The following is a 15,868-nucleotide window of genomic DNA, read 5'->3' on the forward strand; positions in this document are numbered from 1 at the left end:
GAACCCATTTGCTGGAACGACGTTTCATTCCTTCATTCCATGAGTAACCTGCAAATCAGTCTGGCCGTCCTGGGCTTTGTGGTGCTGGCCCTGATCATTGCCTACAACAGCTGGTCCGCACGCCGCAACGCACCCAAGCGCGCTGACCCCGTCGAAGAGGCGCAGCGCGATCCCTCGCGCCATGAACCCGGCATGGACACCGTGGGCCACGGCCCGGACCTGACGCACAGCCTGCGCGAGCCCGTGCTGGGCGACTTCGGCACCGCAGCCCCGGGCCAGAGCCCTGCCGCCGTGGACCGCTTTGCCGAAACCGATGCCGAACTGGCCCATCTGGTCCAGCTCGAAGAGCAGCAGCGCCAGGCCGAGGCCCAGGCCGCTTTGGCGGCCAAGGCAGCCCAGGCGGTGCAGACCGCGCAGGCTGCCCATGCCCTGCAGGCGGCTGAAGACGCCAGCGCATCGGCACCCGCATCTGCGTCAGTGCCTGCGCCATCCCCGTTGGCACCGCAGTCCATCGAGCCTTCCCTCAACGACGCGGCCCTGACCAGCGCTGCGGCCAGCCGGCCAGGCCTGGATGCGCTGATCGATGCCATTGCCCCCGTGCAGGTCGGCCAGGCCGTGCCTGGCGAGCTGGCGCTGCAGGCCCAGCCGGCCACGCGGCGCGCGGGCAACAAGCCGTTTGCCATCGAAGGCATGAACCAGTCCACCCACCAGTGGGAGCCGCTGCAGCCCGGCCAGCGCTACCTGGGTTTCCAGGCCGGCGTGCAGCTGGCCAACCGCACGGGTGCGCTCAACGAGATCGAGTTCTCCGAGTTCGTTGCCAAGGTGCAGCGCTTTGCCGACGCGCTGGGCGCCACGCCCGACGTGCCCGACATGCTGCAGGAAGTGGCGCGTGCGCGCGAGCTCGACCAGTTCGCCAGCGAGCACGATGCCCAGCTCACCTTCATGCTGCGCGCACGCCAGGCCTCCTGGAGCGCGGGCTATGTGCAGCAGAACGCATCGCGCCAGGGCTTTCTGCCTGGCTCCATGCCCGGGCGCATGGCCCTGCCTTCGCCCACGCCCGGCATGCCGCCGGTGCTGGTGCTCAACTACGACCCGCAGGCGGCCATGGCCGACGACCTGGACACCTCGGTGGTGCGCGAGTTCCTGCTGAGCCTGGACGTGCCCCAGGTGCCGCGCGGCGAGCAGGCCTTCGTGCAGCTGCGCCAGGTGGCCGAGCGCCTGTGCCAGACCATGGATGGAGTGCTCTGCGACCAGAACGGCTACCTGCTTCCGGCCATGGCGCTGGACCCCATCCAGCACGACCTGGAACAACTCTATGACAAGCTCGACAGCCGCGAGCTGTCGGCGGGCTCCATGCTGGCGCGGCGACTGTTCAGCTGACGCGGCGCGGTGCCCCTGGTGCACAACAGGCTCCTGGCCTCAACCCCATGAACGACAATCTGGATCTCTTCTCCGGCGCAGCCCCCGCGGCGCCGGAGTCCGGGGCCGCCCCCGACAAGGTGCTGGCCAAGGTGCAGGCGCTGCGCGCCCAGCTCAACCAATGGGCACATGAGTACTACGTGCTGGACACGCCCACCGTGCCCGACGGCGAGTACGACCGCGTCTTCCAGCAATTGCAGGCATTGGAAGGTGCCTACCCCGAACTGGTCACCCCGGACTCGCCCACGCAGCGCGTGATCGGCGCCGTGCTCGACGGCCTGATGCCCGTGCGCCATGCCGTGCCCATGCTCAGCATCCGCACCGAGACCGACAACGAGGCCACGGGTGCCGAGGCCTTCGACGCACGCATTCGCAAGGAGCTGGAACTGGCCGAAGGCGCACCGCCCGTGGAATACGTGGCCGAGCCCAAGTTCGACGGCCTGGCCATGAACCTGCGCTACGAGAATGGCCGCCTGGTGCAGGCCACCACGCGCGGCGACGGCGAGGTGGGCGAGGACGTCACACACAACATCCGCACCATCCGCAAGATTCCGCTGTCCCTTCCCGAAGGCAAGGGCGTGCCGCCCGTGGTCGAGGTGCGCGGCGAGGTCTACATGGGCCGCGCCGACTTCGTCCGGCTCAACGAACGCCAGCAGGCCGCCGGCGGCAAGAGCTTTGCCAATCCGCGCAATGCGGCGGCGGGCTCGGTGCGCCAGCTGGACTCGGGCATTGCGGCCCAGCGCCCGCTGTCCTTCTTCGCCTATGGCCTGGGAGAGATTACGCCGGCCGCGCAGGGCGGCCCCGACTTCGGCACCCACTACGCCATGCTGCAGACGCTGCGCGACTGGGGCTTCCCGGTGGCGCCCCAGGTCTGCATTGCCAAGGGCGCGGCCGAGCTGGTGGCCTTCCACCAGCGCATGGGCGCCGAGCGCGCCACGCTGCCCTACGAGATCGACGGCGTGGTCTACAAGGTCAACAGCCTGGCCCAGCAGCGCCAGCTGGGCTTTGTCTCGCGCGAGCCGCGCTGGGCCGTGGCCCACAAGTACCCGGCCGAGGAAATGCCCACGCGCATGGAAGGCATCGACATACAGGTCGGCCGCACGGGCAAGCTCACCCCCGTGGCGCGCCTGGCGCCCGTGGCCGTGGGCGGCGTCATCGTCACCAATGCCACGCTGCACAACCTGTTCGAGATCCGCAAGAAGCGCGTGCGCACCGGCGACACCGTGGTCGTGCGCCGCGCCGGCGATGTGATTCCCGAAGTCGTGGGCCGCGTGCCCGGCGACCGGCCGGCCTATGTGCCCAACTTCCGCATGCCCGCTGCATGCCCCATCTGCGGCAGCGCGGTGTCGCGCCCCAAGGGCGAGGCCAACCACCGCTGCACGGGCGGCCTGTTCTGCCCGGCGCAGCGCAAGGAGGCCATCCTGCACTTCGCCGCGCGGCGCGCCATGGACATCGAGGGCCTGGGCGACAAGCTGGTGGACCAGTTGGTGGACGGCCATGTGGTGCGCACGCTGCCCGACCTCTACCGCCTGGGCCTGGTGGCCCTGGCATCGCTGGACCGCATGGCCGAGAAGTCGGCACAGAACGTGCTGGATGCGCTGGAGAAATCCAAGAAGACCACGCTGGCGCGATTCCTCTTCGGCCTGGGCATCCGCCAGGTCGGCGAGTCCACGGCCAAGGACCTGGCCCGCCATTTCGGCCAGCTGGACGCCATCATGGACGCCAGCGTCGAGCAACTGCTGCAGGTGCGCGACGTCGGGCCCATCGTGGCCGAGAGCATCCACACCTTCTTCGCCCAGCCCCACAACCGCGAGGTGGTCGAGCAGTTGCGTGCCTGCGGCGTGCACTGGGAAGAGGGCGCGGCGCGCGAGCAGACCGCCCAGCCCCTGGCCGGCATGACCGTGGTGCTCACCGGCACGCTGCCCACGCTGGGCCGCGACCAGGCCAAGGAGATGCTGGAGGCCGCTGGCGCCAAGGTCTCCGGATCGGTCAGCAAGAAGACCAGCTACGTGGTTGCGGGCGCCGAGGCCGGCAGCAAGCTGGCCAAGGCCGAGGAACTGGGTGTGCCCGTGCTGGACGAGGCCGGCATGCTGGCCCTGCTGGCGGGTGACCCCCCTGCTGCAGCCGCAGCGGAGCAGGGCTGATGGCGCTGAGTCCGCGCAAACCCGTGGTCGGCCTGGCGCTGGGCAGCGGGTCGGCGCGCGGCTGGGCGCATTTCGGCGTGCTGCGCGCGCTGGAGGATGCGGGCCTGCGGCCCGACATCATCTGCGGCTCGTCCATCGGCGCCCTGGTGGGCGCCTCCTATGCGGCCGGTGAAATGCAGCGCTTCGAGGAATGGGTGCTGGGCCTGGGCATGCGCAAGGTCTTCGGCTTCATGGACTTCAACATCGCGGGCGGCATGCTCAAGGGCGAGAAGCTGATCTCGTTCTGGCGCGAGCATTTCGTGGACTCGGCCATCGAGGATCTGAAGATTCCCTTCGGCGCCGTGGCCACCGACCTGCATTCGGGTGCCGAGGTCTGGCTGCGCAAGGGCTCCATCGCCGATGCCGTGCGCGCCTCCATCGCGCTGCCCGGCCTGTTCACGCCCGTGCAGCGCGAAGGGCGGCTGCTGGTCGATGGCGGCATCGTCAACCCCGTGCCCGCCTCGCTGGCGCGCGCCATGGGCGCGGACATCGTGATCGCGGTCGATCTCAATGCCGACATCATGCGGCGCCACATGCGGCCGCTGGCGCCCGCTGCCGCCATGGCCGCTGCGCCGCCGCTGGAGGAGGCCCCGCCCGCCGTGGAGCAGGGCGTGGCGCCCGAGGACCTGTCGGGCCAGGCCAGCGCCGTGGCCGGCTCGGCCTGGATGCGCCGGCTGCAGCGTGGCGTGATGGGGTGGATGCCCGGCCACCACCGCGATGAGGCAGGCCGCGAGACCGAGCCCCCGCCCCGGCCGCCCTCGCTGCTGGACGTGGTGATGACCAGCGTCAACATCATGCAGATGCGCATCACGCGCAGCCGCATGGCGGGTGACCCGCCCGAGCTGGTGATCGCCCCGCGCCTGTCCCACCTGGGCCTGCTGGACTTCCACCGCGCCCGCGAGGCCATCGACGAAGGCTACGAGGCGGCGCAGGCCGCGCTTCCGGGCCTGCGCCACTGGGGTCTGTGAGGCCCCGGGGGAACGCGCCCTATGCCGCCTGGGCATCCCAGGCCGCCTCGCGCTCCACTGCTGCCGCGCTGCGGTCTGCGTTGGCCGCCGCGCCGCGCGAAGGCTGCAGCCGTTGCATCAATGCAGCCGGATCCAGGCACTGGATCAGCGGCAGGCCCGCGCCGGCATGCACCAGCTCCCGCACCAGGGCCGGCGTCGTGGAGGCCACGCTGAGCATGGGCGATTCCACCAGCGCGCTGGCCGGCAGCCGGTGCACGCCTTGCAGCGCGCTGACCAGCAGCCCCACGCGCAGGCCGCCGTGCTGGACCACGATGACCTGCGACTGCTCGGTGACCACGCCGGGCCGGCCCTGCAGCAGCGCGGCCAGGTCGAACACCCAGACATAGCCGCTGACGCTGCCCTGGCTGCGCCGCGCCAGCGCACCCACGCAAAACGGCAGCCGCCCTGCCGCCACGGGCGAGATGGCGCTGGCGGGCAGGGCCTCACAGACATCGGCCGCGCGCAGGGCCAGCAGGCTGGCGCCCACGTAGAAGCTGGCCAGTTCCACCGGCGCATCGCCACCGCCGTGCGCGGCGAGCGCACGCGCGACAGGACGCGAGCCATCCAGCCGCGTGGCCGGCGCCAGGCGCAGGGCGCGGTTGCGCGCATCGGCATGCACAGGCCCCAGCCGCTGCAGGCTCAGGCTGACGAGGCCGGCCAGTGTGTCCTCCGTTGCGCTTTCCTTTGCATCGCGTGCCGCGCCCTGGTCCAGCCGGAACTCGCGGTAGCCTCGCCCGGCGGCCATGCCGACGATGCAGTAGTGGCCTTCGATTTCCTCGATGCTGCTGCGTACCTCTCCATCGGCCAGCGTTGCCAGCCCGGCCACGCCTTCTATGCAACTGCCCAGCGGCCGACCGCCGTGGCTGGCGGCGATGATGCGGCCGTCGCGTGCCACGTAGAAAGCCTCCATCGGCAAACGGGGCAGGCCGTGGTCTTCGGGGCCGGCGTCTTCGGACTGCTCCGGTGCAGCGGCCTGCAGCATGGCCTGCAGTTCTCGGCGCGTGTGGAACAGCAGGGCAATGCCGCCGATGGCGGGGCCCTGATCTGCGCCCTGCCCATGCCCATGTCCATTGGTGGTTGAGGGGGCGCGCAATGCGGCGTGGTAGACGTGGACGGGCAGGCCCCCATCGTCCAGCTCCTGCACGTGATAGGCCTGGGCATCGCGCAGCGCCATGGTGGCCTGCAGTGCCGAGGCCTGCACGCGCACGCCGGGTGACAGCGGCAGACCGGGTTCGTCCTCATGGCTGCAGGCCAGCACCAGGCCCTGGGCGTCATACAGCGCAATGCGCGCATAGACGGTGTACAGCGCATTGAGCTGCTCCAGCAGACGCTGCGCGGCGTCGTGTGCCTGTACCGACAGGGCCAGGCAGCCGCTGTTGTCTTGCAGCACTTTCTGCAGGCCTGGCGTCAGGGCCCACCAGCGGCAATCGTTGGCGCGTTCGTAGAGATTGCGCTCCAGCAGGTCCATCAGCAGCCGGTTCAGCGTGGTGTGCTCCTGCAGCCGCGTGGACAGCGCCGTCTCGTGCAGGCCGTGGATGGCGCGCGTGAACACGGCATGGGTCAGGTCGCCGGTCTCGCTCATCTGCTCCAGCACGGCCTGCAGCGGGTCCGGGTGGGCCGTGCCCTGCACGGGGGACTCCGGCGCCTGGCTGGCAGCCAGCACCTGGCCGTTCCAGACCACGCGGCGTATGTCGTCGGCCGCGCGTGCCATGGCGTGCAGGGGCGGGCAAAAGCCCCGGGACTGGGCCATCAGTCCTTCGGCGATGACAGGCTCCAGTGCCTGCAGTACCTGCGGCCTTTGCTGGGTGGCGAAGGCCAGGTCCAGCGGCGCCATGACCTGGGTCTGCCAGCCCTCGGGGCCCGCATAGCCCTGGTAGGGCAAGGCGCGGGCCGTACGCACCAGATAGGTGCGGCCGGCGTGGATCAGCGGCTGCACGGCATCGCCGTGGTGCATGGGTACGCGGCTGCCGGGGGCGATCCAGTGGTCATCGCTGCTGGCAATGACCAGTCCAGCCGCATCCAGCAGCAGTCCCACCTGGGCGCGCGGCCCGCCCGAGGCAAAGATGGCCTGCATCTCGGCCGCGAAGTCGAAGCTCAGGCACAGCACGCCGAGCACCGCCATGGTGCGTGGATGCAGCAGGCGCTGCGCGTAGATCAGGCGGTCTGCGCCGGGCAGCACGCAGCTGGCGCCGAAATGGCTGACATGGCCGGCCTGCTGCAGGCACTGCTGGAACCAGCCCTCGGCGCAGGGCGGCAGCGGCTTGTCGCCTGCCTGGGCGCGTGCACAGACCTGGCCCTGGGTGTCCAGCAGCAGGATGTCGTCGTAGACCGTGTACTTGGCACGGTAGGCCTGCAGGTGCAGCTGCAGCGGAGCCTGCCAGGCGTGCAGGCCGCCCGCGGCCATGTCCAGCAGGATGTCGCCATCGCCGAGCTGGGCCATGGCCTCGCACAGCACGGAATCGGCGGCCAGGAAGCCGACATCGGCCGTGCGCTCGTAGAGGCTGCGCACCAGCAGGTCGATGGCATGGCTGGACTGCATGCCCAGCTGGGCCATGGCTTCCTGCGCGGACTGGGCCAGCTGCGACTGCAGCAGGCCTTGCTCCAGCTGCTCCAACCCCTGGCGCGTGTCGGTCAGCATGGACACCAGGGCCTGTCCCTGCTGCGAGGCCTGCATGCGGGCCGAAGCCTCGATGAGACGCCACATGAGCCGGATCTCGCGCAGGTCGGCGGCGTTGCGGTTGAGTTCCCGCAGGTGGGGAAGAATCAGGTCGGTGGGCAGGGATGTGGCCATGGGGCGCTCCGCAGTCAGGTTCAGGTTCGGTAAACCAACTTTTCCGCTCAGGGAAAAGCCCTATGCAAAGAGCAAGAAGGAGGCCAGTTTGTGACTAAATGTGTCTGCAAGGTGACATAGGGATGACGGACCGCCGCCTGCTCCCCGCACGCAGCCCGTCCGGTGCCATACCGGGGCATGGCCCGGCATCACCGCAGTGCGTAGGCCGGCGCCCCGTGCAGCACGGTGGTGCCTGGCGGCCGTGCAGGCCTACAGGCTCAGGTCGATGGTGTGCACCCGGTGCGCGTCCAGCAGGCCGGCAGCCCGGTCGGCGAAGTAGCGCTCCAGCGTCACGCGCACGGTGCGGAAGGCCAGTTCTTCCCAGGGAACATCGGCCTGCGCAAACAGGCGGGCCTCCATGGTCTCGGGGCCGGGGTAGAACTGCTCGCTGCGCAGACGGGCGCGGTAGAACAGATGGACCTGGCTGACCTTGGGCACGTCCACGATGGAAAACAGCGGCCCCATCTCGATGTCGGCGCCGGCTTCCTCGTCGGTCTCGCGCTGGGCGCCGCGTGCTGTGGTCTCGGCCAGTTCCATGAAGCCTGCGGGCAGGGTCCACAGGCCCCGGCGCGGCTCGATGTTGCGCTTGCACAGCAGCACGCGGCCGTCGTCGGTCACGGGGATGGTGCCCACCACGTTCAGCGGGTTCTCGTAGTGGATGGTGTGGCAGTGCGGGCACACGGCGCGCTCGCGCGTGTCGCCATCGTCAGGAAGGCGGTAGACCACCGCCGTGCCGCAGGCTCGGCAGAACTTGATGGGGCTGCGAAAAATCATGCCGACACCATGAAAGTGAAAGCGCCGCCAGACGGAAGGCAGTAAGGCATTCCGTGCGGCGGACCGTGGGTTCAAACACAAAGGCCGGCAGGCCGGGGAGCGTGCTCCCTGCTGCCTTGCCGGCCTGTCGCCAGGCTCAGAGAAAACTCAGGCGATCTTGACGCTCAAGGGGCTCAGACCGTCGATGCGGCCTTCCAGCAGGTCACCGCGCACCACGGCGGCCACGCCTTCGGGCGTGCCCGTCATGATCAGGTCGCCGGGCTGCAGTTCCCAGGCCGCCGACAGGTGCTCGATGGTCTCGGCAATGTTCCAGATCAGCTTGCCGATGTCGCTGCGCTGGCGGTCGGCGCCATTGACCTGCAGCGAGATCGCGGCCTTGGCGATGTCGCCGGCCTCGGCTGCCGGGGTGATGGGGCCGATGGGTGCGGCATGCTCGAAGGCCTTGCCGATGCACCAGGGTCGGCCCTGCTTCTTCATGTCGTTTTGCAGGTCGCGGCGCGTCATGTCCAGGCCCACGGCGTAGCCCCAGATGTAGTCCAGCGCGTCGGCGGCCAGGATGTTCTTGCCCGCCTTGCCGATGGCCACGACGAGCTCGATCTCGTGGTGCAGGTTGGAGGTCAGCGTGGGGTAGGGCATGGTGCCCGTGGTGCCGGCCTCGACGGGCACGATGGCGTCGGCAGGCTTGAGGAAGAAGAAGGGTGGCTCGCGGCCGGTGAAGCCCATCTCCTTGGCGTGTTCTTCGTAGTTGCGGCCCACGCAGTAGATGCGGTGCACGGGGAAGCGCTCGGGGCGGCCCAGGACGGGTACGCTGGCCACGGCGGGCGGGTTGAAAACGTAGCTCATGTCGGTGTTCCTCTGGCGCCTTGTCTCTTGGGCGCCGCCGCAAGTGTGCCATGCATCGGCGCTGCTGCACGGTATGCTTTGCGGTCTATGAAGCTCCACACCTACTTCCGCTCGTCGGCCTCCTACCGCGTGCGCATTGCGCTGCAGATCAAGGGCCTGGACTATGAATCCGTACCCGTGCACCTGCTGCGCGGCGACCACAAGGCGCCGGCCTATGCCCAGCATGTCGGCGATGCGCTGGTGCCGGCGTTGGAGACCGAGGACGGCCACTGGCTGACCCAGTCCATGGCCATCATCGAATATCTCGATGAGACCCATGCCGAAATACCGCTGCTGCCGCGTGACGCCCTGGGCCGTGCCCATGTGCGCGCACTGGCCCAGATGGTGGCCTGCGAGATCCATCCGCTCAACAACCTGCGCGTGCTCAAGTACCTGGTGCGCAACCTGGGTGTCTCTGACGAGGCCAAGAGCGGCTGGTACGTGCATTGGGTGCGATCGGGCCTGGAGGCCTTCGAGCGCCAGCTGGACCTGCTGGCCGCCGAGCGCGAGGCGGCCGGCCTGCCGCCTTCGCTGTTTTGCTGGGGCGACACGCCCACGCTGGCCGATTGCTGCCTGGTGCCGCAGATCTTCAACGGCCGCCGCTTCAACGTGAGCCTGGACGGCCTGCCGCGCCTGGCGGCCATCGTCGATCGCTGCGAGGCGCTGCCGGCCTTCCAGAAGGCCCATCCCTCGGCCTGCCCCGACGCGGAATGAGCGCGGCCCGGCCTGACTCCATCCCCGGCACCATCCCCGCATCCTGGCTGGTGCCCGACTGGCCCGCGCCGCCCGGCGTGCACGCGCTGTGCACCTCGCGCGAAGGCGGCGTCAGCACGGCGCCCTGGGGCAGCCTGAACCTGGGCGACCATGTGGGCGACGACCCCCAGGCCGTGCGCGCCAACCGCCAGCGCCTGCAGGAGATCGTGCGTGCGGATACGCCGGATGCCTGCGCGGTGTTCCTGCAGCAGGTGCATGGCGTGGATGTCATCGCACTGGATGCAGGCAGCGCGCAGGGCCAGGCCTTCGATGCCTGCGTGACCAGCGCCTCGGGCGTGGTCTGCACCATCATGGTGGCCGATTGCCTGCCCGTGCTGCTGGCCCATCGCAGCGGCGCCGTGGTGGGCGCGGCCCATGCGGGCTGGCGCGGTCTGGCCGGAATGCCGCCTGGCCATGCGGGTCAGCCGTTGGCAGGCGGTGTGCTGGAGTCTCTGTTCAAGCGCTTTGCCGATCAGCTCCGGACCGCGCCCGAGCAGGTGGCGCCGCAGACCCTGGCATGGCTGGGCCCTTGCATCGGTCCGCGTTCCTTTGAGGTCGGTGCCGAGGTGCGAGCTGCCTTCATCGCGCATGACGCCGCCGCCGCCGCGCATTTCACCGCCATACCTCAGGCGGGCGAGGGCACCCCCAAGTACCTGGCCAGCCTGGCCGGGCTTGCGCGACAGCGCCTGGCGGCGCTGGGCATCACGGCCATCCATGGCAATGACGGCAGCGACGCATGGTGCACGGTGCTCAACGACTCACGGTTCTTTTCGCACCGGCGCGACGCTGCCCGCCTGGGCAGCAGCGGCCGATTCGCCGCCTGCATCTGGAAGGACTGAGGGCGCGGGCGCGTCCGGTGCGTCCGCCGTGCCCTGCGAGGCCTGCTGCTGCGCCAGCCAGGCCTGGCGCTCGGCCAGTTCGCGCGCATGGCGCTTTCGGTTGCGCGCGGGCGTACCCATGATGTAGATCACGATGGACAGCGGCAGCAGTCCATACAGTGCGAAAGTGACCAGGGCGCCGAGTATGCTGCCCGTGGGGCTGGCGGCTTCGGCCACGGCCATCATCAGCGTGACATACAACCAGGCGATAACAACGAGATACATGGTCGATTCGAAAAAGGCGCACCGGGCACGGGTTTTTGTGGAGGGCTGTGCCGGGCAACGGGGGGCTCGCCTGGGTCACAATCAAAACGGATGCCCCGCAAGCCCCAGGCTATTGCGAACGGCATCCGCGAACAAGGATGCAGCATGAATTTTGACCCACTCGCAGGCCTGCCAGGCCAACCCATCCAGCAATTCTGGAACGAGCAATGGAGCCGGACGCTGCAGATACTGCAGCAGATGGGATCACCGGGAATGCCGGGGGCACAGGGCGCGGGCATGCCGGACATGGCCCAGGCCTGGAAGGCTGCAGTCCCCGAACCCGGCGCCTTGCCCGAGAACGCGCTATCGCTGGACCCCGAAAAGCTGCTGGAGCTGCAGCGCCAGTACCTGGACGGCGCCAAGGCCATGTGCGAGCAGGGCGGCGCCCAGGCGCTGCTGGCCAAGGACAAGCGCTTCAACACCCAATCCTGGGCCGACAACCCGCTGACGGCGGCCACCGCAGCCACCTATCTGCTCAACAGCCGCATGCTCATGGGCCTGGCCGAGGCCGTGCAGGCCGACGAGAAGACCCGCAACCGCGTGCGCTTCGCTGTGGAACAGTGGCTGGCTGCCATGTCGCCCAGCAACTTCCTGGCACTCAATGCAGAGGCGCAGAAGAAGGCCATCGAAACCCAGGGCGAGAGCCTGGCCCAGGGCGTGGCCAACCTGCTGGCCGACATGCGCCAGGGCCATGTGTCCATGACCGACGAGAGCCTGTTCACCGTGGGCAAGAACGTTGCCACCACCGAAGGCGCCGTGGTGTTCGAGAACGAGCTGTTCCAGCTCATCGAGTACAAGCCGCTGACGGACAAGGTGCATGAGCGGCCCTTCCTCATGGTGCCGCCGTGCATCAACAAGTTCTACATCCTGGACCTGCAGCCCGACAACTCGCTGATCCGCTATGCCGTCAGCCAGGGCCACCGCACCTTCGTGATGAGCTGGCGCAATCCCGACGACAGCCTGGCGCACAAGACCTGGGACAACTACATCGAAGACGGCGTGCTCACCGGCATCCGCGTGGCACGCGAGATCGCAGGAGCCGAGCAGATCAACGTGCTGGGCTTTTGCGTGGGCGGCACCATGCTGTCCACCGCGCTGGCCGTGCTGCAGGCACGCCACGACCGCGAGCATGGCGCAGCTGCTGCTCCGGCGGCCAAGGCGGCTCCAGCCAAGCGCGCGGCTGGCAGCCGCAGCGCCGCCCGGACATCCACAGCCCGCGCCACGGCGCCGGCCGGCGTGCCGTTTCCCGTGGCCAGCGTCACGCTGCTGACCACTTTCATCGACTTCAGCGACACCGGCATCCTCGATGTCTTCATCGACGAGTCCGTGGTGCGCTTCCGCGAAATGCAGATGGGCGAGGGCGGCCTCATGAAGGGCCAGGACCTGGCATCGACCTTCAGCTTTCTGCGTCCCAACGATCTGGTCTGGAACTACGTGGTGGGCAACTACCTCAAGGGCGAAACACCGCCGCCGTTCGACCTGCTGTACTGGAACAGCGACTGCACCAACCTGCCCGGCCCGTACTACGCCTGGTACCTGCGCAACCTTTACCTGGAAAACAAGCTGGTCCAGCCCGGTGCGCTGACCGTCTGCGGCGAGCGCATCGACATGCACCAGCTGCGCCTGCCGGCCTATATCTACGGCTCGCGCGAGGACCACATCGTGCCCGTGGGCGGCTCCTATGCATCGACCCAGGTGCTGGGTGGCGACAAGCGTTTCGTCATGGGCGCATCCGGCCACATCGCGGGCGTGATCAATCCGCCGGCCAAGAAAAAGCGCAGCTACTGGCTGCGTGAGGACGGCCAGCTGCCGCCCACGCTCAAGGAGTGGCAGGCCGGCGCCGACGAGTACCCGGGCAGCTGGTGGGCCGACTGGAGCCCCTGGCTGGCCGAGCACGGCGGCAAGCTGGTCGCGGCGCCAAAGCAGTACGGCAAGGGCAGGGAATACACGGCCATCGAGCCGGCCCCGGGCCGCTACGTGCTGGCCAAGGCCTGAGGCACAATCGTTTCGATGCTGCAGCGCAATAACGCCGCGGCTTGAATGCAGGGTGCCGCTGCCGCAGCTTCGGCAGTGCGCGCCCGGGCATCCCTTCAAGAGTCCAAAGAAAGGTCCGTCATCATGGAAGACATCGTCATCGTTTCCGCTGTCCGCACTGCCGTTGGCAAGTTCGGCGGCACCCTTGCCAAGATCCCCGCCACCGAACTGGGCTCCATCGTGATCCGCGAGGCTCTGAGCCGCGCCAAGGTCGGCACCGACCAGGTCGGTGAAGTCATCATGGGCCAGGTGCTGGCCGCTGGCGCAGGCCAGAACCCTGCACGCCAGGCCATGATGAAGGCCGGCATCGCCAAGGAAACCCCGGCCCTGACCATCAACGCGGTCTGCGGCTCGGGCCTGAAGGCCGTGATGCTGGCGGCCCAGGCCGTGGCCACGGGCGACAGCGAGATCGTCGTGGCCGGCGGCCAGGAGAACATGAGCCTGTCCCCCCACGTGCTGCCGGGCTCGCGCGACGGCCAGCGCATGGGCGAGTGGAAGATGGCCGACACCATGATCGTGGACGGCCTGTGGGACGTCTACAACCAGTACCACATGGGCATCACGGCCGAGAACGTGGCCAAGGAAAAGAGCGTCAGCCGCGAACAGCAGGACGCCCTGGCCCTGGCCAGCCAGCAAAAGGCCACGGCCGCGCAGGACGCCGGCAAGTTCGTGGATGAGATCGTTCCCGTCAGCATTCCCCAGCGCAAGGGCGATCCCGTGGTCTTTGCGGCCGACGAGTACATCAACCGCAAGACCAACGCCGAGGCGCTGGCAGGCCTGCGTCCGGCTTTCGACAAGGCTGGCTCGGTGACGGCCGGCAATGCTTCGGGCCTGAACGACGGCGCCGCCGCCGTGGTGGTGATGAGCGCCTCCAAGGCCAAGGCCCTGGGCCTGACGCCGCTGGCGCGCATCGTCTCCTATGCCACCAGCGGTCTGGACCCCGCCACCATGGGCCTGGGCCCGGTGTTCGCCTCGCGCAAGGCGCTGCAGCGCGCCGGCTGGTCTGCGCAGGACGTGGACCTGTTCGAGCTGAACGAAGCCTTCGCGGCACAGGCCTGTGCGGTGAACCAGGAGCTGGGCATCGATCCGGCCAAGGTCAACGTCAACGGCGGGGCCATTGCCATCGGTCACCCCATCGGCGCATCGGGCGCCCGCATCCTGGTGACCCTGCTGCACGAGATGCAGCGCAGCGGCGCCAGGAAGGGTCTGGCCGGCCTGTGCATCGGCGGCGGCATGGGCGTGGCCATGACCGTGGAGCGCGTCTGAAAGGCTCCGGGAAAACGTTAGCAAGCTTTCAGGGTAGATCCTAGGCTTGACTAGGGCCTGCCCGAAGAGGGGCGCAGCGCACGCGCTGCATACTAGCCATGCGAGGGGGCCGGGCCCAGAGGCTCAGGCACCCTTGGCGATAACCGGCGTCAATGTTCCGGTTGTCATGGATAGATTGATCTGAAGCAACCATTGATTGACAGGAGAGAAGAATGGCTCAAAAAGTAGCGTATGTCACAGGGGGAATGGGAGGCATCGGAACGGCCATCTGCCAGCGTCTGCACAAGGAAGGCTTCAAGGTCATCGCAGGTTGTGGTCCGTCGCGCGACTTCCAGAAGTGGCTTGACGAGCAAAAGGCGCTGGGTTTCACCTTCCATGCATCGGTGGGCAATGTGGGCGACTGGGCTTCCACCGTCGAAGCCTTCAGCAAGACCAAGGCCGAGCACGGCAACATCGATGTGCTGGTCAACAACGCCGGCATCACGCGTGACCGCATGTTCATCAAGATGACGCCCGAAGACTGGCAGGCCGTGATCGAGACCAACCTCAACTCCATGTTCAACGTGACCAAGCAGGTCGTGGGCGACATGGTGGAAAAGGGCTGGGGCCGCATCATCAACATCAGCTCGGTCAATGGCGCCAAGGGCCAGGCCGGCCAGACCAACTACTCGGCCGCCAAGGCCGGCATGCACGGCTTCACCATGGCGCTGGCGCAGGAGCTGGCCACCAAGGGCGTGACCGTGAACACCGTGAGCCCCGGCTACATCGGCACCGACATGGTCAAGGCCATCCGTCCCGACGTGCTGGAGAAGATCGTGGGCACCATCCCCGTCAAGCGCCTGGGCGAGCCCAGCGAGATCGCATCGATCATCGCCTGGCTGGCTTCGGAGGAAGGCGGCTATTCCACCGGCGCCGATTTTTCGGTCAACGGTGGCCTGCACATGCATTGAACCTGCAAGGGTTCGCGCTGCAAAGGAGCCTCCGGGCTCCTTTTTTGTTGGGCAGCCCCGCGGCAAATGTCCCAGAAATGACAAAACCCGCTGAAGCGGGTTCTGTGGAAGAGGGGGTCTGCACGGAAGGCCGTCAGACCGGTGGTGTCAGAGACTGGGGCACCGTGTGCGCCAGCCAGCGCCTCAGCGCTTGCGATCGCGTTCGTCTTCGGGCCAGATGGACATGATGGCGTTCGTTTGCATGGAAACTTCTCCTGTATTGCTCTCTTAACGCGGGCTGGATTCAGCTGGTTGACAGGTTTTTAAAAAATTTTCGAAGGAAGTCGAAACTTTTTCGTGACCCGGTTTTCAAGCGCTGCGGGGGCCGCGCTTGCGGTCACGGTCATCCCATGGCCAGACAGCTTGGGCCAGCGCAGCGGCTGCAAAGCGGGTCTGCAGGGCGGTGTGGGAAAAGATGTCGGTCATTGCAGTCACTCCTTTGCGTGTTCAACGCGGGGCAGTGGCGGCAGGTTGACTCAGGGATTGCCCCAGGACGCAAGCAATTGCAAGCCTGGAGGTGGGGATCTGTCAGTTTGAAGACAGATTTCTGGCGAGGTGAGAAAAAATCCGTTTCCTGACAGAGGCTTAC

General features: G+C 68.0%; 12 protein-coding genes. 8 read left to right on the top strand and 4 right to left on the bottom strand.

Annotated elements, in window-relative coordinates; genetic code table 11:
- Window positions 1–39: 39 nt before the first annotated feature.
- Genes DTS01S_RS19625 through DTS01S_RS19635 form a run of 3 tightly spaced genes read left to right on the top strand, consistent with a single transcriptional unit; the run spans window position 40 to window position 4,570 of the window.
- The gene (locus DTS01S_RS19625) at window positions 40–1,380 is read left to right on the top strand and encodes a cell division protein ZipA C-terminal FtsZ-binding domain-containing protein (protein ID WP_016445918.1); all 1,341 of its coding nucleotides are present in this window, start codon (window positions 40–42) and stop codon (window positions 1,378–1,380) included.
- Window positions 1,381–1,427: 47 nt separating this feature from the next.
- Window positions 1,428–3,563 carry an NAD-dependent DNA ligase LigA gene (gene ligA / locus DTS01S_RS19630; protein WP_016453503.1) on the top strand — a complete coding sequence of 712 codons (2,136 nt, stop codon included), beginning with the start codon at window positions 1,428–1,430 and terminating at the stop codon, window positions 3,561–3,563.
- Window positions 3,563–4,570, top strand: a complete 1,008-nt coding sequence (locus DTS01S_RS19635; RefSeq protein WP_016445920.1) for a patatin-like phospholipase family protein — start codon at window positions 3,563–3,565, stop codon at window positions 4,568–4,570. The genes ligA and DTS01S_RS19635 overlap by 1 nt, the downstream gene beginning before the upstream one ends.
- A 19-nt stretch (window positions 4,571–4,589) precedes the next feature.
- On the opposite strand, the gene DTS01S_RS19640 is transcribed toward DTS01S_RS19635, so the two are convergent.
- The 3 genes from DTS01S_RS19640 to DTS01S_RS19650 form a co-directional block, all read right to left on the bottom strand.
- Window positions 4,590–7,400 carry a chemotaxis protein CheW gene (locus DTS01S_RS19640; RefSeq protein WP_017405028.1) on the bottom strand — a complete coding sequence of 937 codons (2,811 nt, stop codon included), beginning with the start codon at window positions 7,398–7,400 and terminating at the stop codon, window positions 4,590–4,592.
- 249 nt (window positions 7,401–7,649) lie between these two features.
- Complete coding sequence (locus DTS01S_RS19645) at window positions 7,650–8,213, bottom strand: NUDIX hydrolase (RefSeq protein ID WP_017405029.1); 564 nt, start codon at window positions 8,211–8,213, stop codon at window positions 7,650–7,652.
- A 147-nt stretch (window positions 8,214–8,360) separates the two neighbouring features.
- A complete protein-coding gene (locus DTS01S_RS19650; RefSeq protein ID WP_016445923.1) occupies window positions 8,361–9,056 on the bottom strand; it encodes a fumarylacetoacetate hydrolase family protein in 696 nt (231 codons plus the stop codon).
- An 87-nt stretch (window positions 9,057–9,143) separates the two neighbouring features.
- Between DTS01S_RS19650 and maiA the strand changes: the two genes are divergently transcribed.
- Window positions 9,144–9,809, top strand: coding sequence for a maleylacetoacetate isomerase (gene maiA, locus DTS01S_RS19655; RefSeq protein WP_016445924.1), 666 nt, complete (start codon window positions 9,144–9,146; stop codon window positions 9,807–9,809).
- Entirely contained in the window at window positions 9,806–10,687 is an 882-nt protein-coding gene (locus DTS01S_RS19660; RefSeq protein WP_016445925.1) for a polyphenol oxidase family protein, read from the top strand. The genes maiA and DTS01S_RS19660 overlap by 4 nt, the downstream gene beginning before the upstream one ends.
- On the opposite strand, the gene DTS01S_RS19665 is transcribed toward DTS01S_RS19660, so the two are convergent.
- Window positions 10,607–10,951, bottom strand: coding sequence for a hypothetical protein (locus DTS01S_RS19665; protein WP_016445926.1), 345 nt, complete (start codon window positions 10,949–10,951; stop codon window positions 10,607–10,609). The two genes, DTS01S_RS19660 and DTS01S_RS19665, sit on opposite strands and share 81 nt — an antisense overlap.
- A gap of 144 nt (window positions 10,952–11,095) precedes the next feature.
- Here DTS01S_RS19665 and DTS01S_RS19670 point away from each other — a divergent pair, with 144 nt between their 5' ends.
- The 3 genes from DTS01S_RS19670 (at window position 11,096) to phbB (ending at window position 15,240) form a co-directional block, all read left to right on the top strand.
- Entirely contained in the window at window positions 11,096–12,985 is a 1,890-nt protein-coding gene (locus DTS01S_RS19670; RefSeq protein ID WP_017405032.1) for a PHA/PHB synthase family protein, read from the top strand.
- A gap of 123 nt (window positions 12,986–13,108) precedes the next feature.
- Entirely contained in the window at window positions 13,109–14,290 is a 1,182-nt protein-coding gene (locus DTS01S_RS19675) for an acetyl-CoA C-acetyltransferase (RefSeq protein ID WP_016445928.1), read from the top strand.
- Window positions 14,291–14,502: 212 nt separating this feature from the next.
- The gene (gene phbB, locus DTS01S_RS19680; protein ID WP_026062290.1) at window positions 14,503–15,240 is read left to right on the top strand and encodes an acetoacetyl-CoA reductase; all 738 of its coding nucleotides are present in this window, start codon (window positions 14,503–14,505) and stop codon (window positions 15,238–15,240) included.
- Window positions 15,241–15,868 lie beyond the last annotated feature (628 nt).

Source organism: Delftia tsuruhatensis NBRC 16741, from assembly GCF_001571325.1.
In the GTDB taxonomy this organism is placed as follows: Bacteria; Pseudomonadota; Gammaproteobacteria; order Burkholderiales; family Burkholderiaceae_C; genus Comamonas; species Comamonas tsuruhatensis.